Consider the following 24,101-nt stretch of genomic DNA (forward strand, 5'->3'; position numbering starts at 1 on the left):
GTACAAAATAAACGTCGGTCGTTCAAAATATCAAGCATCACAGTGTTCCTGAACTAACTGGCCGAAATATTGCTGCACCTTTGTTTTTTGCCGCCTATCCGCCACTTCTCTGACAGGCCGATCAGCCCGTCTGTCATTTCTGATGATCATCGAGTACGCCGTGACTTTCGATAAAAAGACAGCCCATCCCTACTTCCTCTACGCCGGTGATTATCAAGAAACCAACAATGACAGCCGGGTCATGCACCTGTTGTGTCATGCGTTGAACCTCGCCGGGCTCAATGCGTACATCGCAGGAGGCACGGTGGTCAGTCCGCACCTGAACACCCCGTTGCTGACGGACGAGATTCTGGAGGCGTGCAGCATCGAGCAGAGGCTGCCGATCGCGGTCTACCCCGGCTCACTGCAAGGCAACCCATTGTCCAGCCGGGTTGTCGCGCGCTACATCCTCAACGCGTCGGATGATCTGATTGCCAAAGAAGTCGGCACGGTCGATACCGACTTGGTGTTCTACCACAGCCACGACGTCAGTCACCGGGCGACCGAGCCGACGATCCTCACGCTGCCGCTGAACGATGACCTACACGTGACGGCGCCGGAACGTGATGAATTGGAGCGGTTTATCGCATTGACCTTGCAAGCGGCGCAGCGTCACCAAAGCCAGATGAACCTGCAGGTGTCCCGCTGGCTGGAAGACCGCAATCTGACCACCGTGCAACGTCGGCTGCTGGATCGACACCAAGCGGCACACGCTCAATCAAGCGTGGTCGTCGTCATCCTGGATTCGACGGGAGCGGTCGATGCGCTCGGAAAGACGCTGAAAAGCGTGCTGCACTGGCAGGCCAGCTCTGCGACGAGCATTGGTGTTCATGTGCTCACGCCTCTAGAACCCGAAGGCCCGCTGCCTCTCGACGTGGAATGGGATCGCCTCGGCCCCTCCACCGCGCACCAGATCAACTCACTGATCGACAAGGTCGATCACCAGTGGCTCCTGCTGCTCAACGCTGGAGATGAGTTGATTGACAGTGGCATCTGCATGCTCGAACAGCGGTTGTCGAACTCGCAGGCTTGCATGCTGTACTGCGATGAAATTCAGTTCAGTAGCGGGCATGCAGGGCTGGTATTCAAACCCGACACCAATCTGGATTACCTCATCAGCTTGCCTGTGATCATGGCGACGCATTGGCTGTTTCGCCGCGACACGTTTCTGGCCGTGGGTGGACTAGACAGCCAACTGCCCCAAGCGCTGGAGTTCGATCTGATCCTGCGAATCATCGACGACCGGGGCCTGAGCTGCATCGAACACATCGCAGAACCGCTGGTGAGCTGTGAACCGCCACAACTGAGCGCCAACCCGGATGAAGTCTTGGCCTTGGGTCGTCACCTCGACAGTCGGGGTTACCCCAATCATCAGGTCCGAGAGTATCCGCTGCGCCATTACCACATCCACTATGGTCACGCGACTCAGCCGCTGGTCTCAATCATTGTCCCGACCAAGGACCAACTGCCCTTCCTGCGTCGTTGCGTGGAAACGTTGCTGGAAAAGACCCGATACTTCAATTACGAGCTGCTCATCGTCGACAACGACAGCCAGACCGAAGAAGCCATTGCCTGGCTGAACGAGCTAGAGGCCATCGGCGGCGAGAAGATCCGTGTACTGCGCTATCCGTATCCGTTCAACTATTCGGCGATCAATAACTTCGCCGTCACCCACGCCAAGGGCGAGTACCTGGTGTTGCTCAACAACGACACGGCCATTCTCGACGGGGGGTGGCTGGACGCGCTGCTCAACCACGCCCAGCGCCCGGAGGTCGGGGTCGTCGGTGCGAAGCTGCTATTTCCAGACGGCCAGATTCAGCATGCAGGTGTGGTCATCGGTCTTAATGGCCCGGCCGGGCACCCCTTTGTCGGTCAGCCTGCCGCCACACCGGGTTACATGCAACGTGTGTTGGTCGACCAGAACTACAGCGCCGTCACGGCAGCTTGCCTGATGGTTCGTCGATCGATCTATGAGGAAGTCGGCGGGCTTGACGAGGAACTGTTCAAAGTTTCCTACAACGACGTCGACCTGTGTCTGAAGGTCAGTGCACAGGGCTATCTGGTCGTCTGGACGCCTCACGCATTACTGCTGCACGAAGGCAGCGTCAGCCAGATCCATGTCGATCCCAATGCCTTTGCGGCGAAGATCAAGCGCTTCCGCTCCGAACAGCACGGCATGATGAGTAAATGGCTCACCATCATGGCTAACGATCCTGCATACAGCCCTAACCTATCCCTCGAAGACACCGGCTTCAAGTTCGATGGGCGTACTGAATTCACCTGGCGGCCACTCAAAGGGCTGCCCATACCCACCGCACTGGCGGTCCCGGCCATCGCCTCCGCATCGGCCCAACGGCGCATCTCGCAACCGGTCGAAACCCTCAAAGCCGAAGGCCTGCTTGATGGAGTGGTCAGCGTACAGCTGCCCGGGGTGATCGACGTGGAGCGTTATCAGCCGGACACTATTGTCCTGCATCGGCGCCTCGACCCATCGCGCCTGGAGTCAATGCGCGAGCTCGCGTCCTATTCAAAATGCCTCAAGGTCCTGGACATCGATGGCCTGCCCAGCGACCTGGAAATGGCCGGCGCCGTTCAAAACGCTCAGCATTTGGTTGACCGCATTGTGGTGGCGACCCCCGCACTGGCGGAGATATTCGATCGCGATGCACGCCCCGTAGTGATTCTGCCCACGCGCCTGAGCCCTGAATGGGCGATGCCTTTGCCGTCGCGTCGGCCCAACCCGCGACCGCGCATCGGCTGCTTCGTGAGCGGTGATCATCACTCGGACATCGCTTTGATCGAAGCGCTGATGCACCACCTCGACGTCGACTGGATTCTGCTGGGCAGTGGCCATGCGCGCCTCAACCACCTTGCCGTTGAAGTGCACAGCAATGCTCATTTCTGGGGAAATCGCGACGCGCTCACCGGATTGAATCTGGATCTGGCGTTGATCCCGCTGCGCGACACCCTGAGCAATCATTGCCGTGATCACAGCCTGCTACTGGAATACGGAGCCTGTGGCGTGCCGGTCATTTGTAGCGACGTGGACGGCTTTCGTGGCGAACTGCCGGTGATGCGCCTGAGCAATCAAGTGGCCGTATGGTCAGGGGCGATAGCAGAACACTTGCACGATGAAGGCGCCCGCATCGCACGGGGCGAACACCTGCGCAACGCGGTCCTGAGCGCTTGGGTTCAGGACGCTGCTTATCAGCAGGCGCTGCTCAAGGCGTGGTTGCCGTAGGCGACTGCAGGCCGCCAAAGAAGGCCGGGGTCAGCCTTGAGCAGCCCGCCCTCGTCGGTAGCCGCCAGGGCTTTCCCCCGTCCATTTCTTGAACGCCCGGTGAAAGGCGCTGGGCTCTTGAAAACCCACCAGCGCTGCGATCTCAACCACGCTCATGTCGGTTTCGCGGAGTTTCTGTTGGGCGATACCCCGCCGCACGTCGTCCTTGATCCCCTGAAACGCGCAGCCTTCGCGTTCCAGCCGACGGCGGAACGTGGTGGGGCTCAGCTTCAGTTCAAGGGCCATCTCCAACAACGTCGGCCAGTGGCCGTAATGGCTGCCGCGCAAGCGCTGATAGACCTGCGCGGCGAGGCCCCGTTGATTGCGGAAGCGGATCACCAACCATTGCGGCGCCGTGCGCAGGAATGACTTGAGCGACGGCAGCGTCTGCACCACCGGCAGGCGCAGGTACTGGCTGGAAAATTCGACCTCGGTGCGCCCCTCACCGAAGCTCAGGTTGAAGCCCCACAACAGCGAATCGTCGCTCAGCCGTTCGCGGGTGTGGCGAAACTGCGCGCGGTCGATGGTGATACGACGACCGCCCAGCCAGCACAACAGGCTGATCATCAACAGCAGAAACGTCTCTTCGCCAAACCGGCGTTTTTCAGGGTCGGTGGCGAGGTTGTCCAGTGCAATCACGGCCCGCTGACCGCGCACGATCAGGCTGCCTTTGAAGTCCCGCAGGAACAGCCCAAAGTTGGCCAGACATTGACGCAACGCTTTCTCCAGGTTCGGCTCTTGGATCAAGCCCCGGCAGATCAACGAGAAGCTGCCGAGCGGCATGCCGTGGGAATCCAGGGCGAAGAATTCATCGCGCAGCTCCTTGATCTGAATCAGCCACAGCGACGCGAACGCACTGGCCGGCACACGGGCCGTCGGATCGTCCAGCAGCGCCCTGTCGATTCCGGCCCCCTCCAGCACCGATTGCAGGCGCAGAGGCTGGTCGCGCAAGGCATGCACCACCAGTTGGACGAAATAAATCGACACCGAATCCTTTTCCCGCATGAGCCGTGTTTCCTTTTGTCGTTATAAGCCACGGCGCTGATGGTAAAGAACGCCAGCCGATCTGGACAGTTTCGGCATAGGCCCGCCCCAAATGCCGATCTAGACTTGCCCGCAATTGGCACGTGGCCGAAATGCCTCCCGTCGTTGCCATCCCTCTCATTCAACGGGTTTCAGGAGTCGACATGAGCAATACCGAAGTTTTCGTCGTCAGCGCACTGCGTACCGCCATCGGTGGATTCGGCGGTTCCCTCAAAGACGTCTCGCCCATCGAACTGGGCACTCAGGTCAGCCGCGCGGCCCTCGCCTCTTCCGGCCTGGCGGCTGAGCATATCGGGCACGTGGTCATGGGCCACGTGATCCCGACCGAAGTCCGCGATGCCTATCTGTCCCGCGTCATTGCGCTGGAAGCCGGTCTGACCAAGGAAACCCCGGCGATGAACGTCAACCGTCTGTGCGGCTCGGGACTGCAAGCGATTGTCTCCGCTGCGCAATCCGTGTTGCTGGGGGATGCCAACGCCGTGCTGGCCGGCGGCACCGAATCCATGAGCCGTGGCGCCTACATCATGCCTCAAGCCCGCTGGGGCGCGCGGATGGGCAACGTGCAGGCGTATGACTACATGCTCGGTGCGCTGCATGACCCGTTCGCCAACATTCACATGGGCATCACCGCCGAGAACATCGCCGAAAACTACGGCATTACCCGTGCCGATCAGGATGCCTTGGCGCTGACCAGCCAGCAACGCGCCGCCCGCGCGATCGCTGAAGGCCGCTTCGAAGGGCAGATCGTGCCGATCGAAATCGCCACCCGCAAAGGCACCGTCACGTTTGCACAGGACGAACACGTACGCGCCGACGTGACCGCCGAGCAACTGGAAAAGATGAAGACCGCGTTCAAGAAGGACGGCACGGTCACGGCGGGCAACGCCTCGGGCCTGAACGACGGTGCCGCCGCGCTGGTGATGGCCAACGGTGACACGGTGCGCGAGCACGGCCTCAAGCCGCTGGCGCGCCTGGTGGCCTATGCCCACGCGGGCGTCGAACCGTCGATGATGGGGCTGGGACCCATTCCTGCCAGCCGCAAGGTGCTGGAACGTGCGGGCCTGACGGTAGCCGATCTGGACGTCATCGAGTCCAACGAAGCGTTCGCCGCCCAGGCCTGCGCCGTGGCTCGCGAACTAGGTTTCGACCCGGAAAAGGTCAACCCGAACGGTTCCGGCATTTCCCTCGGTCACCCAGTGGGTGCGACCGGTGCGATCATCGCCACCAAGGCCATTCATGAACTGCACCGCATCGGCGGCCGCTATGCCTTGGTCACCATGTGCATCGGCGGCGGTCAAGGCATCGCCGTCATCTTCGAACGCGTGTAAGGGAGAGGCTGCATGACCCTGCATCACATCGCCGTGATCGGCGCAGGCACCATGGGCAACGGCATCGCGCAAGTCTGCGCGATTGCCGGGTTCGACGTGACCCTGCTAGACATCAATGACGCTGCGCTGGAACGCGGCCTGGCCACTGTGCGCAAGAACCTTGAGCGCCAGGTCAACAAACAAACGCTGACGGTCGAGCTGGCGGAAGAGGCGCTGGGACGCATTCGCTGCATCACCGATTACGCGCAGTTGAATGAGCCGCAGGTGGTGATCGAAGCGGCCACCGAAAACCTCGACCTCAAACTGCGCCTGTTGAAACAGATCGCCGTGCACGTGGGGGCTGATTGCGTCATTGCCTCCAACACGTCGTCGCTGTCGATCACCCAGTTGGCGGCCAGCGTCGACAGTCCGGAGCGTTTCATCGGTCTGCACTTCTTCAATCCGGTGCCGATGATGGGCCTGATCGAAGTGATTCGTGGCCTGCAAACGGCCGACGAAACCCACGTCGTTGCGATCAAGCTGGCCGAGCGCCTGAACAAGACCGCCATCACCGCAGGCAACCGGCCTGGCTTCGTGGTCAACCGCATTCTGGTGCCGATGATCAATGAAGCGATCCTGGTGTTTCAGGAAGGCCTGGCGACTGCTCAAGACATCGACGACGGCATGCGTCTGGGCTGCAACCAGCCGATCGGGCCGTTGGCATTGGCCGACCTGATCGGACTCGACACGTTGCTGGCCATCGTCGAGGCTTTCCATGAGGGCTTCAACGACAGCAAATACCGCCCTGCGCCGCTGCTCAAGGAAATGGTCGCGGCGGGGTATCTGGGTCGCAAGAGCGGGCGCGGGTTCTTCGTCTACAACTGACTGCTCACGCGATTCCCGAGACTCATAAAAAAACCGCAACCTTCTCAGGCTGCGGTTTTTTTGTTTCAAGCGGCCATCAATGGGAGAACAACGAATTCCCCACTTTGCCCGCCATCTTCTCCGGCTTGATCAGGAACCGCGCCAGTGCAGGGAGCAACCACAACGCCCCGAACATGTTCCACAGCAGCATGAACGTTAGCATCAAGCCCATGTCCGCCTGGAACTTGATCGCTGAGAAAATCCACGTGCACACGCCAATCGCCAGGCACAGACCGGTAAACAGCACGGCCTTGCCCGTGGACTTCAGCGTTTCGTAGTAGGCCTCCTGGAGTGGCAGATCCGCGCGCAGGAAGCTTTCCAGACGACTGTAGATGTAAATGCCGTAATCGACGCCAATCCCGACGCCCAATGCCACCACCGGCAAGGTCGCGACCTTCACCCCGATGCCCATGAACGCCATCAGCGCGTTACCCAGCACCGAGGTCAACACCAGCGGCAGCACGATGCACAGCGTCGCGGCCCACGAGCGGAAGGTGATCATGCACATCACGGCGACGCAGATGTACACCAGAATCAGGATGGTCAACTCGGCCTGTTTGATCACCTCGTTGGTCGCCGCTTCGATCCCGGCATTGCCGGCCGCCAACAGGAATTCCAGCCCTTCCTTGTTGTTGGCCTTGGCGAAGTCCTGCACCGCGTGCACGGCCCGATCGAGCGTCTCGGCCTTGTGATCGTTGAGGAAGATCAACAGCGGCGCCAGTGAACAGGTGTTGTTGTACAGACCGTCAGCGCGAGAAATAGAGCTGTTGAGCACGTCCTTGTTGCGCGACAGCGACTCCCACTTCAGGTTGCCCTCGTTCATGCCTTTGATCACCTGCTTGGACACAGTGACCAGCGAGATCGCCGACTGCACGCCCGGCGTGTTTTCCATCTTCCACGACAGCTCATTGATGGCCGAAAGCGTCTGATAGGCCGAACAGCCTTCAGGCGGCGTCTTGACCATCACCACCAACACGTCAGAACTGGTGGAGTAATTGCTGATGATGAAATTGTTGTCCTGGTTGTAGCGCGAGTCGGGGCGCAACTCCGGCGCGCCCTGATCAAGGTCGCCGATCTTCAGGTTGTGGCCGTACCAGAGGCCTCCCGCCAATGCCAGCAATGCCAATGTGACCGACACCTTAGCGACCTTGGGTGCCGCGAAGTTCGACAGCAGACGCCAGAACGGGTGTTCACGAACGGCATGCTGTTTACTGCGCACAACGGCCTTTTTGCTGATCCCTGCGTAGGAAATGGCAACGGGGAGCAGGATCAGGTTAGTGAACACGATCACAGCGACACCAATGGACGCACCAATGGCCAGCTCGCGAATCACGCCAATATCGATGATCAACAGCGTGATGAAGCCCACGGCATCCGCCAGAATCGCGATCATCCCCGGCAGAAACAGCTGGCGAAACGTGCGACGCGCGGCAGTCAGGGCGTTGTCGGCGTCGCTGGATTGCAGGGCAATGCCGTTGATCTTCTGCACCCCGTGGGAAATGCCGATGGCAAAGATCAGAAACGGTACGAGCATCGAGTAAGGATCGAGACCAAAGCCCACCACATGCATGAGCCCCAGTTGCCACACCACGGCGATCAACGTGGTGCTCAAGACAGCGATCGTGCTGCGCGTGCAGCGTGTGAACCACATCAAGAGCACAAGAGTGATCAGGAAGGCCACGCCGAAGAACATCACCACCATGATCAGGCCGTCGATCAGGTCGCCGACTTTCTTGGCAAACCCGACGATGTGAATATCGACGTTGGGGTTCTGCGCTTCGTATTTGTCGCGGATCTTCTCCTCCAACTGGTGGGAGAACAGCCGGTAATCCAGCGGCAGCAATTTGCCCTGATCCGCCGGGTCCGGGTAGAACTCCTGGAGAGGGACGTCGACGATGCTGGACTTGAAGTTGTTCGCCACCAATCGCCCGACTTGACCGGATTTGAGGACGTTATTGCGCAGCTTGTCGAGGCTGTCCTGGGAGCCGTCGTAGCTCTGGGGAATCACCTCGCCACCGGCAAAGCCCTCCTCTGTCACCTCGGTCCAGCGCACACTCGGGCTCCACAGCGACTTGAGCCCGGAACGGTCAACACCCGAAATGTAGAACACCTCATCGTTGATCTGCCGAAGGGTCTCCATGTACTCCTTGGTAAAGATATCGCCCTGTTTGGCTTCCACCGAAATCCGCACGGTGTTGCCCAGGTTCGCCAAGTCGTTGCGGTGCTCCATCATCTTCTGAATGAAGGGATGACCCAGCGGGATCATCTTCTCGAAACTGGTAGACGGCCGAACCAGAGTGGCCTGCCAGAACAGGAAAATACTGACCAACAGACAGATGCCAATCACAGTCGGACGATTGTTGAAGATCAATTGTTCGAGAAAGGTCGGTTTGTCGTGTGGCTGTTGAAGATTTGTCATCGATAAGCGTCCTCGCCTGGTCAGTTCTTATTGTTGAGCGACATCAACGCCTGTCGGCGAGGTGACGTGAACGCCGCCTTGTCCTACCAGAATGAGATTGCCTTTGTCGTCCTCGGCCACACCGGCCAGTGAGAGACGGTCCGAGCGATTGGAAACGGTGAACGTCTCGCCGTCATCGGTGCTGCGCATGACACTCCCCCCGTTGCCGACCAGCACGATGGAGTTGTCCGGCAACAATGAAGCGTTGGCGATGCTGAATTCCAACGGCCCACGCTCCCCCTGCAGCGCGACCGGCTCCCAGTTGCTGCCGAAATCCGTGGAGCGGAACAGATTGCCGCGCAGGCCGTACGCCAGCAGCGTATTCGCTTGGGACGTACCCACTGCGCCGAACAACGAACCTTGATACGGGCCTTCGAGTTTTTCCCAGGTTTGACCGTCATCCGATGAGCGAAACATGCTGCCCATTTCGCCGACGATGAACAGACCTGCATCCTTTACGTAAGCGATGCCATTGAGATGGTACTGGTCTTCGTTATCCAGCCGTTCGCCGATGTCATTCCAGTGCTGACCGCCGTCGGTGGTCTCCAGCAGCGCGCCGTAGGCCCCCACTGCGATTCCAGTGCTGAGGTCCTTGAACCAGACGTTTAACAGCGGCGCCTCGCGCTTGAGGTCTTCGAATTGTTTGATCCAGGTGGCACCGCCATCGCTGCTGGCGAGAATCTGCGCATCATGACCGACAGCCCAGCCATGCTGGTCGTCGACGAAGTACACCGCTGTGAGCAATTGCCGGGTTGGCACTTTGGCTTGAGTCCAGGACTTGCCTTGATCATCGGAATAAAGAATGTGACCGCGGTCTCCCACCACCACAATTCGCTTACCGGCGTGAGTCACGTCCAACAGCAGACTGCGAGAGGCTTTGGCGGACTCCAGTGCGAAAACGGCCGTGTCGCTGGCGGCGGGGGCAGCGGTCGGCGTGCTTTCAGCAGCCAGTGCCGTGCCGCAGAGGGCCATGGAGATGAGCACCAATACTACAGCGTTCAGAGGCCTGCTCGTGTGTAGCGTCCGGGAATCGTCATGATGTTGAATGACCGCGGACCGAGTGCGCCGAATGACTGGCTCACGCATAGAGCTTCCCCTTCCTTTATTTTTATTAGGTTCTCCGGAAGGTCATTTCAGTACTGCAAGCGCTCTAGCCTGCGTACGAGCCTTCCGAGGCGAACCCATCCTATCCAGCTTGGGAAACGTATGACAATCAACATGACGTTATCTTTTGTTAAGCAACGGTCGGGTGATTGCAGCGTTATCACTGGGACTGATTGGGAACTCTAACCGTTGGAATAGGCTGTCGGGTGACATATCTAGCAACCTAGGTGGCCGATGGCCGTGACGGCTGGGATATGTGCAGCTGTGCGAGGCTCTCGCAGTTCGGGCCAGGACTGGGCTTGGGTTATGCCAAGCATTTTTCCGCGCGCAAAAACAAAACCCCATCTGCTTTCGCAAATGGGGTTCTGGAATTTAATCTTGACGATGACCTACTCTCACATGGGGAAACCCCACACTACCATCGGCGATACATCGTTTCACTTCTGAGTTCGGGATGGGATCAGGTGGTTCCAATGTTCTATGGTCGTCAAGAAATTCGGGTACCAAGTCGTGGCCTGCGGCCTCGCCTCAGCAAATCGGGTATGTGATCAGGTCGTTCGTCTGTGCTGCAAACTTTCGGTTGCTGTCGTCTTCACAGTCACCGCAATCTGGCTCTCTCGGCTTTTCAGCTCCAAGGCATCAGATTGCTTGGGTGTTATATGGTCAAGCCTCACGGGCAATTAGTATTGGTTAGCTCAACGCCTCACAGCGCTTACACACCCAACCTATCAACGTCGTAGTCTTCGACGGCCCTTCAGGGAACTCAAGGTTCCAGTGAGATCTCATCTTGAGGCAAGTTTCCCGCTTAGATGCTTTCAGCGGTTATCTTTCCCGAACATAGCTACCCGGCAATGCCACTGGCGTGACAACCGGAACACCAGAGGTTCGTCCACTCCGGTCCTCTCGTACTAGGAGCAGCCCCTCTCAAATCTCAAACGTCCACGGCAGATAGGGACCGAACTGTCTCACGACGTTCTAAACCCAGCTCGCGTACCACTTTAAATGGCGAACAGCCATACCCTTGGGACCGGCTTCAGCCCCAGGATGTGATGAGCCGACATCGAGGTGCCAAACACCGCCGTCGATATGAACTCTTGGGCGGTATCAGCCTGTTATCCCCGGAGTACCTTTTATCCGTTGAGCGATGGCCCTTCCATACAGAACCACCGGATCACTAAGACCTACTTTCGTACCTGCTCGACGTGTCTGTCTCGCAGTCAAGCGCGCTTTTGCCTTTATACTCTACGACCGATTTCCGACCGGTCTGAGCGCACCTTCGTACTCCTCCGTTACTCTTTAGGAGGAGACCGCCCCAGTCAAACTACCCACCATACACTGTCCTCGATCCGGATAACGGACCTGAGTTAGAACCTCAAAGTTGCCAGGGTGGTATTTCAAGGATGGCTCCACGCAAACTGGCGTTCACGCTTCAAAGCCTCCCACCTATCCTACACAAGCAAATTCAAAGTCCAGTGCAAAGCTATAGTAAAGGTTCACGGGGTCTTTCCGTCTAGCCGCGGATACACTGCATCTTCACAGCGATTTCAATTTCACTGAGTCTCGGGTGGAGACAGCGCCGCCATCGTTACGCCATTCGTGCAGGTCGGAACTTACCCGACAAGGAATTTCGCTACCTTAGGACCGTTATAGTTACGGCCGCCGTTTACCGGGGCTTCGATCAAGAGCTTCGCGTTAGCTAACCCCATCAATTAACCTTCCGGCACCGGGCAGGCGTCACACCCTATACGTCCACTTTCGTGTTTGCAGAGTGCTGTGTTTTTAATAAACAGTCGCAGCGGCCTGGTATCTTCGACCGGCATGGGCTTACGGAGCAAGTCCTTCACCCTCACCGGCGCACCTTCTCCCGAAGTTACGGTGCCATTTTGCCTAGTTCCTTCACCCGAGTTCTCTCAAGCGCCTTGGTATTCTCTACCCAACCACCTGTGTCGGTTTGGGGTACGGTTCCTGGTTACCTGAAGCTTAGAAGCTTTTCTTGGAAGCATGGCATCAACCACTTCGTGTTCTAAAGAACACTCGTCATCAGCTCTCGGCCTTGAAATCCCGGATTTACCTAAGATTCCAGCCTACCACCTTAAACCTGGACAACCAACGCCAGGCTGGCCTAGCCTTCTCCGTCCCTCCATCGCAATAACCAGAAGTACAGGAATATTAACCTGTTTTCCATCGACTACGCTTTTCAGCCTCGCCTTAGGGACCGACTAACCCTGCGTCGATTAACGTTGCGCAGGAAACCTTGGTCTTTCGGCGTGGGTGTTTTTCACACCCATTGTCGTTACTCATGTCAGCATTCGCACTTCTGATACCTCCAGCAAGCTTCTCAACTCACCTTCACAGGCTTACAGAACGCTCCTCTACCGCATCACCAAAGGTGATACCCGTAGCTTCGGTGCATGGTTTGAGCCCCGTTACATCTTCCGCGCAGGCCGACTCGACTAGTGAGCTATTACGCTTTCTTTAAAGGGTGGCTGCTTCTAAGCCAACCTCCTAGCTGTCTAAGCCTTCCCACATCGTTTCCCACTTAACCATGACTTTGGGACCTTAGCTGACGGTCTGGGTTGTTTCCCTTTTCACGACGGACGTTAGCACCCGCCGTGTGTCTCCCATGCTCGGCACTTGTAGGTATTCGGAGTTTGCATCGGTTTGGTAAGTCGGGATGACCCCCTAGCCGAAACAGTGCTCTACCCCCTACAGTGATACATGAGGCGCTACCTAAATAGCTTTCGAGGAGAACCAGCTATCTCCGAGCTTGATTAGCCTTTCACTCCGATCCACAGGTCATCCGCTAACTTTTCAACGGTAGTCGGTTCGGTCCTCCAGTCAGTGTTACCTAACCTTCAACCTGCCCATGGATAGATCGCCCGGTTTCGGGTCTATTCCCAGCGACTAGACGCCCTATTAAGACTCGCTTTCGCTACGCCTCCCCTATTCGGTTAAGCTCGCCACTGAAAATAAGTCGCTGACCCATTATACAAAAGGTACGCAGTCACCCAACAAAGTGGGCTCCCACTGCTTGTACGCATACGGTTTCAGGATCTATTTCACTCCGCTCTCCGCGGTTCTTTTCGCCTTTCCCTCACGGTACTGGTTCACTATCGGTCAGTCAGTAGTATTTAGCCTTGGAGGATGGTCCCCCCATGTTCAGACAAGGTTTCTCGTGCCCCGTCCTACTCGATTTCATTGACAAGAGATTTTCGCGTACAGGGCTATCACCCACTATGGCCGCACTTTCCAGAGCGTTCCGCTAATCTCAAATCAACTTAAGGGCTGGTCCCCGTTCGCTCGCCACTACTAAGGGAATCTCGGTTGATTTCTTTTCCTCAGGGTACTTAGATGTTTCAGTTCCCCTGGTTCGCTCCATGCACCTATGTATTCAGTGCAAGGTAACCATCTTGTGATGGTTGGGTTCCCCCATTCAGACATCTCCGGATCACAGTCTGTTTGCCGACTCCCCGAAGCTTTTCGCAGGCTACCACGTCTTTCATCGCCTCTGACTGCCAAGGCATCCACCGTATGCGCTTCTTCACTTGACCATATAACCCCAAGCAATCTGGTTATACTGTGAAGACGACATTCGCCGAAAGTTTGCATTTCACAAACTTTACCTTAGCCTGGACACGCACCAGTGAAAGAGGTGCCCAGTCTATCTTTCTATCACATACCCGAATTTTTAAAGAACGATCTAATCAAAGACTAGAAATCAACGTTCGAACCAAACGTTCATTTCTAAGCTTTGCGATTTCAGAAGCAGTATGGTGGAGCCAAGCGGGATCGAACCGCTGACCTCCTGCGTGCAAGGCAGGCGCTCTCCCAGCTGAGCTATGGCCCCGGGAAACTGGTAGGTCTGGGCAGATTTGAACTGCCGACCTCACCCTTATCAGGGGTGCGCTCTAACCAACTGAGCTACAGACCTAAATCTTGATGCAAACCGCGATCAAGCTTGAAGCTTGTAGCTCAAAGCTTGGAGCTGCTTCTATCGTCTTCTTCAATGAATCAAGCAATTCGTGTGGGAACTTGCGAAGAAGCTGAGTCTTCGATTAAGGAGGTGATCCAGCCGCAGGTTCCCCTACGGCTACCTTGTTACGACTTCACCCCAGTCATGAATCACACCGTGGTAACCGTCCCCCCGAAGGTTAGACTAGCTACTTCTGGTGCAACCCACTCCCATGGTGTGACGGGCGGTGTGTACAAGGCCCGGGAACGTATTCACCGCGACATTCTGATTCGCGATTACTAGCGATTCCGACTTCACGCAGTCGAGTTGCAGACTGCGATCCGGACTACGATCGGTTTTATGGGATTAGCTCCACCTCGCGGCTTGGCAACCCTTTGTACCGACCATTGTAGCACGTGTGTAGCCCAGGCCGTAAGGGCCATGATGACTTGACGTCATCCCCACCTTCCTCCGGTTTGTCACCGGCAGTCTCCTTAGAGTGCCCACCTTAACGTGCTGGTAACTAAGGACAAGGGTTGCGCTCGTTACGGGACTTAACCCAACATCTCACGACACGAGCTGACGACAGCCATGCAGCACCTGTCTCAGTGTTCCCGAAGGCACCAAACCATCTCTGGTAAGTTCACTGGATGTCAAGGCCTGGTAAGGTTCTTCGCGTTGCTTCGAATTAAACCACATGCTCCACCGCTTGTGCGGGCCCCCGTCAATTCATTTGAGTTTTAACCTTGCGGCCGTACTCCCCAGGCGGTCAACTTAATGCGTTAGCTGCGCCACTAAAATCTCAAGGATTCCAACGGCTAGTTGACATCGTTTACGGCGTGGACTACCAGGGTATCTAATCCTGTTTGCTCCCCACGCTTTCGCACCTCAGTGTCAGTATGAGCCCAGGTGGTCGCCTTCGCCACTGGTGTTCCTTCCTATATCTACGCATTTCACCGCTACACAGGAAATTCCACCACCCTCTGCCCTACTCTAGCTTGCCAGTTTTGGATGCAGTTCCCAGGTTGAGCCCGGGGATTTCACATTCAACTTAACAAACCACCTACGCGCGCTTTACGCCCAGTAATTCCGATTAACGCTTGCACCCTCTGTATTACCGCGGCTGCTGGCACAGAGTTAGCCGGTGCTTATTCTGTCGGTAACGTCAAAATTGCAGAGTATTAATCAGCAACCCTTCCTCCCAACTTAAAGTGCTTTACAATCCGAAGACCTTCTTCACACACGCGGCATGGCTGGATCAGGCTTTCGCCCATTGTCCAATATTCCCCACTGCTGCCTCCCGTAGGAGTCTGGACCGTGTCTCAGTTCCAGTGTGACTGATCATCCTCTCAGACCAGTTACGGATCGTCGCCTTGGTGAGCCATTACCTCACCAACTAGCTAATCCGACCTAGGCTCATCTGATAGCGTGAGGTCCGAAGATCCCCCACTTTCTCCCGTAGGACGTATGCGGTATTAGCGTTCCTTTCGAAACGTTGTCCCCCACTACCAGGCAGATTCCTAGGCATTACTCACCCGTCCGCCGCTGAATCAGGGAGCAAGCTCCCTTCATCCGCTCGACTTGCATGTGTTAGGCCTGCCGCCAGCGTTCAATCTGAGCCATGATCAAACTCTTCAGTTCAATACTGCAATCGGGTTTTGAGAAAACCCTATAAACTTGGCTCAGCAATCGTTGGTTAAACCATGATTTCTCGTGGAGCAACTTGCGATGCTGATAATCAGTTGACTTCAGTCTTACAGCACAAGCACCCACACGAATTGCTTGATTCAATTGTTAAAGAGCGGTTGGTCAAGAGCTTTTCGTCTCAACCGAGGCGCGCATTCTACAGCAGCGTCTCAATCTGTCAAGCGGTTATTTTCAGAAGTTTTCAAAGTTTCCTTATCAACTTCAACCACTTGCGCTTCGTTCGACTTGGCGTCTCATGTCAGCGGGAGGCGAATTCTACAGCGTTACAACTTGCTGTCAACCACCTTTTTCACCGCTGTCGATTCAGACACCAGAACCGAAGCACTTCCTCGCCATCCTGAACCTTTAACTCGTTGATCTTCAAGGAGTTTTCGGTTCCGACTGCGCCGGAAGTGGGGCGAATTATAGACACATCCGGAGAGGCGTCAAGCACTTATTCCGAATATCTTCGAAAATCGTCCCAGACGATAAAAATGAGCACTATATTGCTCAGAGCCAGATTCTTGAGCATCATGACGTCCCTCTTCTATATGCACGTCCAGCCTTTCGGATCTCAATAACACAATGAACGCAAACCCCACCCGCCTGACAGCCGCTCTTCTCCCGGTCGGCATGCTGCTGATTGCCATGATGTCGGTGCAGACCGGCGCCTCGCTCGCCAAGTCATTATTCCCAGCCATCGGCGCGCAAGGCACCACGACCTTGCGCTTGGTGTTCGCGAGCATCCTGATGACGCTGATCCTGCGCCCATGGCGCACGACCTTCACCCCCAGCTCCCTGCGCACGGTGCTTATATATGGCATCGCACTGGGCGGCATGAATTTCCTCTTCTATATGGCTATCCGCACGATTCCTCTTGGGATCGGCGTTGCACTGGAGTTCACCGGGCCATTGGCGGTGGCCTTGCTGCACTCACGCAAAGTCACCGACTTCATCTGGATCGTACTGGCAGTGACAGGCCTCGCCTTACTCATCCCCATGGGGCAGGCAAATGGCCTGGATCTAGCCGGCGCTCTTTATGCGTTGGGCGCAGGCGTTTGCTGGGCGGGCTACATTCTGTTCGGCCAGAAGGCCGGCGCGGATCATGGCGTCCAAACAGCTGCGCTCGGCGTGGTCATTGCTGCCATCTTCATTGCCCCGATTGGGGTAGCGCATGCGGGCAGCGCTTTGCTTGACCCTGCTCTGATCCTGACCGCCCTTGGCGTCGCCGTACTTTCGACGGCACTGCCTTACAGCCTGGAGATGGTCGCCCTCACCCGAATGCCCGTTCGCACATTCGGCACGTTGATGAGCATGGAACCTGCCGTGGGCGCGCTGTCCGGATTGCTGTTTCTGCATGAGAGCCTGACCCTGACCCAGTGGCTGGCCATCAGTGCGATTATCGTCGCCTCGGTCGGTGCGACACTGACCACGCGCCCCGAGCCTGTGGCCTTGGTGCCAGCCGACTGACGCTTTTTGGTCTCAGTTACACGATGTCACTGGTATTTGTAACGCTGTTGCGCCATGTTTACGTCCAAGCCCTCCATTGCGGAGCTTCATTTGGATGGGCATGGCTGTTGGCTTCAGGCAAGCGAGCGAATTCAAGCTAGGGACTGAGCGGTTGTAGCCGGTCGGGTAAGGAAATGAATGAAGTACATTTTAATAATGCTGGCCATTTTGAGCGTCGCCGGATGCGCCGCCACCTCCAAGCCAGTGAAGAGCAAGCGGGGCCTGCACATCAATTGCTCCGGTCTCTCGTCTTCGTGGGATCAGTGCTACAAGATGGCGACCGACTCCTGTGAATCCCGGCAATACCGGGTCATTGCCAAATCAGGCGACGCGACCGAGGACCCGGGAGATTTCCCACTGGGACTCAATCCGGCTGGCTATACCAGCCGCAGCATGATCATCGTGTGCAAGAAGCCGACTCAGCCTTGAAGCCCTTCCCCATTCGTTTGCCTGCCCTTCCAGGCGCAGGCATCGAATTCGTCCTGTAGCTTCCGCTCCTATGGAGCTCGACCTGATCAGACGGCGGCGGTGCGCAATTCCAGCCATGCCAGCGCCGGGCCGTCGAGCAATGGGCTCAAGCGGCGCTTGACGTCCGCGTGGTAGCCATTCAACCACTCACGTTCTTCTTCCGTCAGCAGACTCACCTCCAGGCAGCGCGTATCGATCGGGCACAAGGTCAGGGTTTCAAATTTCAGGAATTCGCCAAACTCGGTCTTGCCCGCTTCCTGGTTGATGACCAGGTTCTCGATCCGCACGCCCCACTGACCCGGACGATAAGTGCCCGGCTCGATGGAGGTGATCATCCCCGGCTGCATCGCGGTTTGCGGCGTAGCCGGTGCCTGGTAGGCAATCACCTGCGGGCCTTCATGCACGTTGAGGAAGTAGCCGACGCCGTGCCCGGTGCCGTGACCATAGTTGACGCCCTCGGCCCAGATCGGCGCCCGAGCGATCGCATCCAGCAGTGGCGAGAGAATGCCGCGCGGAAAGTGGGCGCGGGACAGTGCGATCACACCCTTCAATACCCGCGTGCAATCACGCTTTTGATCGGCGGTCGGCGTTCCGACAGGCACCATACGGGTGATGTCGGTGGTGCCACCCAGGTACTGGCCCCCGGAATCAATCAGCAACAGACCGTCGCCTTCGATGACGGAGTGTTCCTCTTCCGTGGCGCGGTAATGCGGCATCGCGCCGTTACCGTTGAAGCCCGCAATGGTGGCGAAGCTTTGAGAGATGTAGTCCGGACGCTTCGCGCGAGCCGCGCTGAGTTTTTCGTCGATGGTCAGCTCGGTGACACGCTCATTGCCCAGCGCCGAGTCCAGCCAAGCGAAGAATTCGCACAGCGCGGCGCCATCCTGTTCCATGGCCTGACGAATGTGCCGGGCGTCCGCCTCGCTTTTTTGTGATTTAAACAGGGTGCTCGGGTTGAGGCCTTCGACCAACGTGACTTCGCTGTCCAGGTAGTCGAGCAGGCCACAGGTCACCCGCGCCGGGTCCACCAGCAGCCTTGCCTCTTTCGGCACGTCACGCAGCGCGGCGCCAATGGCGGTGTATTCGCGCAGCGTGATGCGTTCGTTTTCCAGGGTTTTGCGCAGCGCCGGGTTCACTTTCTCGGGCGCCACGAACAGGCTGACGCTGTCAGGGCCGATCAGGGCGAAAGAAATGAACACGGGATTGTAGGAAACGTCTTCGCCGCGCAGGTTAAACAGCCAGGCGATGTCGTCCAGCGTCGCGAGAAAATGCCAGTCGGCGCCGCGCTCGGCGATCACCTTGCGCAGCCGGGTCAGTTTTTCCGGGCGGGATTGCGTGGCCTGAGGCGCGACGTGCTCATAAATAGCCTGGGTCGGCAGCACCGGGCGGCCTTCCCACAGCTCGGTCAGCGGATCGAGGTCGGTGCGCAGTCGGGCACCACGGGCATAAAGGTTGCTGGCCAGCGTGCGTGAGGACGCGACCGCCAGGACAGCACCGTCAACCGCGACAACGGAATCAGCCTTGGCCTGCTCCGCCAGCCATTCCAGCGGCCCCGGCTGGCCGGGTTGCAACTTGACCAGTTCGATCCCGCTGCCCGCCAATTCTTTAGTGGCCTGCTCCCAGTAGCGGCTGTCGGCCCACACGCCCGCGAAATCAGGGGTGACGATCAGCGTGCCGACCGACCCATGAAAGCCCGACAGCCATTGCCGGCCTTGCCAATACCCCGGCAGGTATTCCGACAGATGAGGATCGGCCGACGGCACCAGCCAGGCGTCGATGCCTTCACGACTCATGAGGGCGCGTGCCTGCGCCAAGCGTTGCGCCACCACTCCACTGGTTTTCGACTGCGTGTTCATTGAATCTCCTGCTGACCCGAAATTGTTTGCGTCGCACCTGACAGATAATGGAGGACGTATCGGCGGGGAGCAACCGCATGCCAGGTATCACGAGATGACGGGAACGGTCAGTCGGAACGCGTTACGCCTCAAGCCGTTAGATCGGCACGACATTAGACCTTTCAGAAAGTTTCAAAGATTGCGTTATTAATCTCGAACTGATCCAACACTAACAGGCCGGGCAAAGTTGGATAAAACGGCGCCAAACTTTCATCACTTCGTTAGTTGCTCAGTTCCTGTTTTGATCACAAACGAACGCACTAAGACGTTCAATTAACCCGCGCCATAAAACCGATAGCTGCACCCTGCGCCTGACTTCTGGCGGTGGAAAACTGTCTTTTGCCAAGTTTCCCACCTTCTTTGGAGTCGTTTCCTCAATGCTTCAAAAGCGTCAGCGCACCGTGATAGAACAACGCTATTTTTTTGACTTTCATATAAATCAATGAGTTACATGATCAAAATGTCAGGTTATCAAAAATTTTACAGAATGTTGGCGAAATAATTTGACAGAAAGTCCGCGCCCGTCGATATATATGCCTGTCCAATGTTTTCCTGTTTTAGCAGCGCAGCCACAGAGCTGTGCGCAGAAGACATTTCAGACTTCATCATGCTGTATCTGCCTTCGAAGTTAATGAACACAAACGGTGTGTCCCTTGCGCCGGTGGGCATGTGTTGGCCGAGAGAAAATTTTCAAAAGAACTGAAAGTGCTCGGTTGGGCGGTAGCTTTGCCCAACGCTTTTCTCAAGACTCTTTTGAAAAGACGGCGTGTACAAACAGTGAGTAGAACAGCAGGGTCTGCAGATTCGGGCGGTAGCGTGCCTGAAGCCTCAATCGCAACCTGTTGTGTCCCCTTTCCTTCTTTAGAGGACGCGATGCAATGCCTTTATCTTTCGACATGGATGAGCAGCTGGCCCAGCGCCTGGCTGACGAAATCGATACCCACGGCTTTGCAAAGCTCGACGGCGCGGTGTCCGACGCAGACCTTCAACAGCTGCGCGCCTGGACCGACGAACAAGCGCGCAAACACCAGGGTGAATACTTCGCCTATCACGGTGAAGCGATGCTGGGCGAAAGCCTGCTGTCGAGCTACTGGACCGACCCTCGCTTCAAGTCCCTGCTGGGCGGCCTCTACCGACATGCCGCCCGGCACGATGCCCGCAGCGATCGGATCTTTCCGGTGCTGCGTTGCGTACAGGGCAATCAGGGTAAGCGCGAATCCAATGCCTTTCACTACGACGCAAGTCTGGTGACGGCGCTGATTCCGGTGTTCATCCCCACCGAGGGCGAGGAGCGCGGCGATCTGATGCTCTTCCCGAACATTCGACGGGTGCGTGGTTGGGTGCTGTTCAACGTGATCGAGAAAGCGTTGCTGCAGAACAAGGTTACCCGTGGCTGGATCGTCAAAGGCATGCAGCGCAACTGGCTCAAGCCTTATGTCCTGCGCCTGGAACCCGGCAATGTTTATTTCTTCTGGGGCTACCGCACGCTGCACGCCAATCAGCCCTGCGGTGCCGATGTGAAGCGCGCCACAGCGCTGTTCCACTTCGGTGACCCCCATACAGGCAGTCTGGCGACCCGGCTGATTCTGCGGATCAACCAGGGTCGAGCGAGACGGATGAGTAATAAAGCCGGCAATCAGCCTCCTGCTTCCACACAGAGCTGAACCGGACCGCACACGGTGTGCAACCCGCCTTGAAAGCATGGCTGCCTAAAAGCCCTGAAAGATTTGCGTCAGAAATGGAGATTTCGATGATCAACGTAACCAAGACTTACCTGGGCGATATCGACAAGTTCAAAACTTACGTCGAAGGCATCTATGCGCGTGGCTGGTTGACCAACCACGGTCCGCTGGTGTGCCAACTGGAAGAGCGCCTGAAGGAATACCTCGGCGTCAGGCACGTCATCCTGACCAACAACGGCACCCTCGCCCTGCAAGTCGCCTACCGCGCACTCGGCCTGAGCGGCAGCGCAGTGACCACGCCCTTCAGCTTCGTGGCCACCAGCAGTTCGTTGCAATGGGAAGGCATTCGCCCGATCTTCGCGGACATTGATGCGCAGACCTGGAACATCTCCCCTGAGCACATCGAAAGCCGCATCGTCTCGGACACCACCGCCATCGTCGGCACCCATGTGTTCGGCAACCCCTGCGCAGTGGAACGCATCGAAGAAATCGCCCGTCGGCGCAATCTGAAAGTCGTGTACGACGGCGCCCATGCCTTCGCCGTGCGCCACGCCGGTCAGTCGGTGCTTAACTGGGGCGACATCAGCACCTTGAGCTTTCATGCCACCAAGCTGTTTCACACCATTGAAGGCGGCGCGATCATCACCAACGACGATGAGCTGGCCCGTCGCGTTCACTTGCTGTGCAACTTCGGCATCGTTGAAGTCGACAAGATCGACGGCATCGGCATCAACGCCAAGCTCAACGAATTTTCAGCGGCAATGGGCCTGTGCATTCTCGACGACATCGAGAACATTCTTCAGCAACGCGCTGAAATTGCCCACCGCTACACCACCCGCCTGGGCGATTACGTCGACCTCCAGAAACCGGAAGACAACAGCGAGCTCAACAACAGTTACTACCCGATCGCCCTGAGCGACGAGCAGCAGTTGTTGCGCGTACGCAGTGCCTTGAACACCAATGGCATCAACCCGCGCCGGTATTTCTACCCATCGCTGGACACCCTTGAATACCTGCAACCGCAGGCGGCACAAACTGCGTCGCGCGCCTTGAGTGACCGCGTGCTCTGCCTGCCGATCTTCCCGGGCCTGCAAGTGGAAGATCAGGAGCGGGTGATTGCCACCGTGATTGCCGAATGCAGCCTGGGTCATGCGTCCTACCAGGCCCCGAACCTGGCGAGCGCCATCTGAAGCCGGTGTCACGTCACGTTCAGGCAAGAAAGGGACATTCCATGCAAACCAAACGCTCAGTCATACGCAACACTGCGTTGAGCTATGCAGGCCAGGCCTACACGCTGCTGGTGGGAATCCTGATCATGCCGTTCTACCTCGGCCACATGGGCGCCGAGGCATATGGCCTGATCGGTTTCTTCTCGGTGTTGCAGGCCTGGCTGCAATTGCTGGACGCGGGGTTATCGCCCAGCCTGGTGCGCGCCGTTGCGCATCAGCAAGGGGCGACGGTGCAGGACTATCACTCCGGCCGCCTGCTGCGGTCGTTCGAACTGATCTTCGTGCCGCTGGCGGGTCTGTGTTGTGTGGCGATGATGGCCGGGAGCGACTGGATCGCCGTGCACTGGCTCAACGCCAAGGAGCTGTCGACCCAGACGCTGGTCGAGTGCATCAGCCTGATGGGTATCGTGATCGCCCTGCGGCTGTTTTCGACACTCTATAAAAGCGGGATTCAGGGCCTCGAACAACACGCTTGGCTGAACATCGCCAACGTGATCATCGCCACCCTGCGCTACTTCGGCGGGCTGTTTCTGGTGAGTACGATCACCAGCGACCCGGTGACGTTCTTCGAGTTTCAGGTGCTGGTGGGGCTGGTCGAAACCCTGATCTTTGCCGCTCGCGCGTATCAACAGATGCCGAAGCCGTCTTTGCTGACCGGATTCGACTGGCAGTTGGTCAAGCCGATCATCCCGTTCGCCGCCAGCATGTCGGGCACTGCGGTGTTGTGGATCGTGCTGACCCAGATCGACAAGGTGCTGCTGTCCGAGATGCTGCCGCTCAACGAGTACGGTTACTTCTCGCTGGTGGCGCTGATCACCACCGGCATCATGATGTTGAGCAACCCGCTGGCGCAGACGCTGCTGCCGCGTCTGACGGTGTTGATGGCCGAAGGTCGTCGCGATGACATGCACGCTTTGTTTCTGGCCGCCAACCGCTTCGTCTGCACGTTTCTGTTTCCGCTGGCCGCGCTGATCGCTTTGCATGCCCACGAGATGGTGTACGCCTGGTCGGGCGATCGATTGGCCGCCGACTGGAGCCGCTCGATTCTGCCGTGGTACTCGCTGGGCAGCGCGATCATGGCCGTCAGTGCGTTTCAGTTCTACCTGCAATACGCCTATGGGCAGATGCGGTTGCACGTCTGGTACAGCGTCATTTCTGCGCTGATCACGGTGCCAGTGATGGTGCTGGCGATTCACTTTTACGGAGCCTTGGGCGCCGCCCTCGCCTGGTTCGTTCTGCGCGTGGTGTCGTTCGCCATCTGGCCGATGATCGTGCATCAACGCCTCGCGCCGGGCATTCACGGCCTCTGGTTGCGCGACATCTTGCGCATCAGCGTGATGACGGCCGTGGGCCTGGCGATCAGCGAGCCGGTGCTGCGACTGATCGCCGATGACAATCGCTTCAACACGTTCTTGGGTCTGGCCGTCAGCGGCCTGATCACGCTGATGGTGGTAGCCGCCAGCTACAAGCCACTGGTGACGAAGATTTCCGTCCTGTTCAGCAAGCCCAGTCTCTAACGAGGCT

Annotated in this window: 12 protein-coding genes, 2 tRNA genes and 3 rRNA genes; 8 read left to right on the forward strand and 9 right to left on the reverse strand. The window is 57.5% G+C overall.

Features of this window, described 5'->3' with window-relative positions:
- Window positions 1–160: 160 nt before the first annotated feature.
- Window positions 161–3,280 (forward strand): glycosyltransferase, encoded by a 3,120-nt coding sequence (locus tag AAEO81_RS21900; RefSeq protein ID WP_341959000.1) that lies wholly within the window; start codon window positions 161–163, stop codon window positions 3,278–3,280.
- Window positions 3,281–3,310: 30 nt separating this feature from the next.
- On the opposite strand, the gene AAEO81_RS21905 is transcribed toward AAEO81_RS21900, so the two are convergent.
- On the reverse strand, window positions 3,311–4,324 hold the full coding sequence (locus AAEO81_RS21905) for an AraC family transcriptional regulator ligand-binding domain-containing protein (protein ID WP_341959001.1): 1,014 nt from the start codon (window positions 4,322–4,324) through the stop codon (window positions 3,311–3,313).
- A 182-nt stretch (window positions 4,325–4,506) separates the two neighbouring features.
- On the opposite strand from AAEO81_RS21905, the gene AAEO81_RS21910 reads away from it, so the two are divergent.
- Window positions 4,507–5,691, forward strand: a complete 1,185-nt coding sequence (locus tag AAEO81_RS21910; RefSeq protein WP_166598049.1) for an acetyl-CoA C-acyltransferase family protein — start codon at window positions 4,507–4,509, stop codon at window positions 5,689–5,691.
- A 12-nt stretch (window positions 5,692–5,703) separates the two neighbouring features.
- Window positions 5,704–6,555 carry a 3-hydroxybutyryl-CoA dehydrogenase gene (locus AAEO81_RS21915; protein ID WP_341959002.1) on the forward strand — a complete coding sequence of 284 codons (852 nt, stop codon included), beginning with the start codon at window positions 5,704–5,706 and terminating at the stop codon, window positions 6,553–6,555.
- A 76-nt stretch (window positions 6,556–6,631) separates the two neighbouring features.
- Here the strand turns inward: AAEO81_RS21915 and AAEO81_RS21920 are convergent, their stop codons facing one another.
- The 7 genes from AAEO81_RS21920 to AAEO81_RS21950 form a co-directional block, all read right to left on the reverse strand.
- Entirely contained in the window at window positions 6,632–9,013 is a 2,382-nt protein-coding gene (locus AAEO81_RS21920; protein ID WP_341959003.1) for an RND family transporter, read from the reverse strand.
- A gap of 27 nt (window positions 9,014–9,040) precedes the next feature.
- On the reverse strand, window positions 9,041–10,024 hold the full coding sequence (locus AAEO81_RS21925) for a YCF48-related protein (RefSeq protein ID WP_341959004.1): 984 nt from the start codon (window positions 10,022–10,024) through the stop codon (window positions 9,041–9,043).
- Window positions 10,025–10,532: 508 nt separating this feature from the next.
- A 5S ribosomal RNA gene (gene rrf / locus AAEO81_RS21930) occupies window positions 10,533–10,648 on the reverse strand.
- A gap of 167 nt (window positions 10,649–10,815) precedes the next feature.
- Window positions 10,816–13,707 (reverse strand): 23S ribosomal RNA (locus AAEO81_RS21935).
- A 220-nt stretch (window positions 13,708–13,927) separates the two neighbouring features.
- Window positions 13,928–14,003: transfer RNA gene (locus AAEO81_RS21940), tRNA-Ala, on the reverse strand.
- Between the two features lie 7 nt (window positions 14,004–14,010).
- Window positions 14,011–14,087 (reverse strand) — tRNA-Ile (locus AAEO81_RS21945).
- 125 nt (window positions 14,088–14,212) lie between these two features.
- Window positions 14,213–15,749, reverse strand: a 16S ribosomal RNA gene (locus AAEO81_RS21950).
- The 16S, 23S and 5S rRNA genes sit together here with 2 tRNA genes alongside, the layout of an rRNA operon.
- Window positions 15,750–16,379: 630 nt before the next feature.
- Here AAEO81_RS21950 and rhtA point away from each other — a divergent pair.
- Together rhtA and AAEO81_RS21960 are read left to right on the forward strand one after the other, a co-directional pair.
- Entirely contained in the window at window positions 16,380–17,264 is an 885-nt protein-coding gene (gene rhtA, locus AAEO81_RS21955) for a threonine/homoserine exporter RhtA (protein ID WP_341959005.1), read from the forward strand.
- A gap of 177 nt (window positions 17,265–17,441) precedes the next feature.
- Window positions 17,442–17,732: a hypothetical protein gene (locus AAEO81_RS21960; protein WP_341959006.1), complete on the forward strand. Its 291-nt coding sequence runs from the start codon at window positions 17,442–17,444 to the stop codon at window positions 17,730–17,732.
- 86 nt (window positions 17,733–17,818) lie between these two features.
- On the opposite strand, the gene AAEO81_RS21965 is transcribed toward AAEO81_RS21960, so the two are convergent.
- Window positions 17,819–19,627, reverse strand: a complete 1,809-nt coding sequence (locus AAEO81_RS21965) for an aminopeptidase P family protein (protein ID WP_341959007.1) — start codon at window positions 19,625–19,627, stop codon at window positions 17,819–17,821.
- 917 nt (window positions 19,628–20,544) lie between these two features.
- Here AAEO81_RS21965 and AAEO81_RS21970 point away from each other — a divergent pair.
- From AAEO81_RS21970 to AAEO81_RS21980, 3 genes are all read left to right on the forward strand, one after another.
- Window positions 20,545–21,330 (forward strand): hypothetical protein, encoded by a 786-nt coding sequence (locus AAEO81_RS21970; protein WP_341959008.1) that lies wholly within the window; start codon window positions 20,545–20,547, stop codon window positions 21,328–21,330.
- A gap of 86 nt (window positions 21,331–21,416) precedes the next feature.
- Entirely contained in the window at window positions 21,417–22,538 is a 1,122-nt protein-coding gene (locus AAEO81_RS21975) for a DegT/DnrJ/EryC1/StrS family aminotransferase (RefSeq protein WP_166597985.1), read from the forward strand.
- Between the two features lie 41 nt (window positions 22,539–22,579).
- On the forward strand, window positions 22,580–24,094 hold the full coding sequence (locus tag AAEO81_RS21980) for an oligosaccharide flippase family protein (protein WP_341959009.1): 1,515 nt from the start codon (window positions 22,580–22,582) through the stop codon (window positions 24,092–24,094).
- Window positions 24,095–24,101 lie beyond the last annotated feature (7 nt).

This window comes from Pseudomonas sp. RC10 (assembly GCF_038397775.1).
GTDB classification, from domain to species: Bacteria; Pseudomonadota; Gammaproteobacteria; order Pseudomonadales; family Pseudomonadaceae; genus Aquipseudomonas; species Aquipseudomonas bambusae.

Coding starts and splice junctions, on each gene's coding strand:
- AAEO81_RS21905 (WP_341959001.1), bottom strand. CDS start 4,324: ATGCGGGAAAAGGATTCGGTGTCGATTTATTTCGTCCAACTGGTGGTG.
- AAEO81_RS21910 (WP_166598049.1), top strand. CDS start 4,507: ATGAGCAATACCGAAGTTTTCGTCGTCAGCGCACTGCGTACCGCCATC.
- AAEO81_RS21915 (WP_341959002.1), top strand. CDS start 5,704: ATGACCCTGCATCACATCGCCGTGATCGGCGCAGGCACCATGGGCAAC.
- AAEO81_RS21920 (WP_341959003.1), bottom strand. CDS start 9,013: ATGACAAATCTTCAACAGCCACACGACAAACCGACCTTTCTCGAACAA.
- AAEO81_RS21925 (WP_341959004.1), bottom strand. CDS start 10,024: ATGGCCCTCTGCGGCACGGCACTGGCTGCTGAAAGCACGCCGACCGCT.
- rhtA (WP_341959005.1), top strand. CDS start 16,380: ATGAACGCAAACCCCACCCGCCTGACAGCCGCTCTTCTCCCGGTCGGC.
- AAEO81_RS21960 (WP_341959006.1), top strand. CDS start 17,442: ATGAAGTACATTTTAATAATGCTGGCCATTTTGAGCGTCGCCGGATGC.
- AAEO81_RS21965 (WP_341959007.1), bottom strand. CDS start 19,627: ATGAACACGCAGTCGAAAACCAGTGGAGTGGTGGCGCAACGCTTGGCG.
- AAEO81_RS21970 (WP_341959008.1), top strand. CDS start 20,545: ATGCCTTTATCTTTCGACATGGATGAGCAGCTGGCCCAGCGCCTGGCT.
- AAEO81_RS21975 (WP_166597985.1), top strand. CDS start 21,417: ATGATCAACGTAACCAAGACTTACCTGGGCGATATCGACAAGTTCAAA.
- AAEO81_RS21980 (WP_341959009.1), top strand. CDS start 22,580: ATGCAAACCAAACGCTCAGTCATACGCAACACTGCGTTGAGCTATGCA.